Below are 538 nucleotides of genomic sequence, written 5' to 3' on the forward strand. Positions count from 1 at the left end.
CAAGGTGCTGCCGGTGGAGGACATGCCGTTCCTGGAGGACGGCACCCCCGTCGACATCGTCCTGAACCCCCTGGGCGTGCCCGGCCGCATGAACGTCGGACAGGTCCTGGAGACCCACCTCGGCTGGGTCGCCTCCCGCGGCTGGAAGGTCGAGGGCGACGACGCCGAGTGGAAGCAGGCCCTCAGGGCCATCGGCGCCGACGAGGCTCCGGCCTGGACGAACACCGCCACTCCGGTGTTCGACGGCGCCCGCGAGGACGACGTCACCGGTCTGATCGAGAGCACGCTCCCGAACCGCGACGGCCAGCGGATGGTCGGCCCGGGCGGTAAGGCGCGGCTGTTCGACGGCCGGACCGGCGAGCCCTACAAGGACCCGATCTCGGTCGGCTACATCTACATCCTCAAGCTGCTCCACCTGGTCGACGACAAGATCCACGCGCGCTCGACCGGCCCGTACTCCATGATCACCCAGCAGCCGCTCGGCGGTAAGGCCCAGTTCGGCGGCCAGCGCTTCGGTGAGATGGAGGTCTGGGCACTG

General features: G+C 69.7%; 1 pseudogene. It reads left to right on the top strand.

The annotated features are described in order from the left end of the window. Nucleotides 1–538: pseudogene (locus ABD944_RS42270) on the top strand (DNA-directed RNA polymerase subunit beta); the annotation flags it as partial.

Source organism: Actinomadura verrucosospora (assembly GCF_039540335.1).
Taxonomy (GTDB): domain Bacteria; phylum Actinomycetota; class Actinomycetes; order Streptosporangiales; family Streptosporangiaceae; genus Spirillospora; species Spirillospora verrucosospora.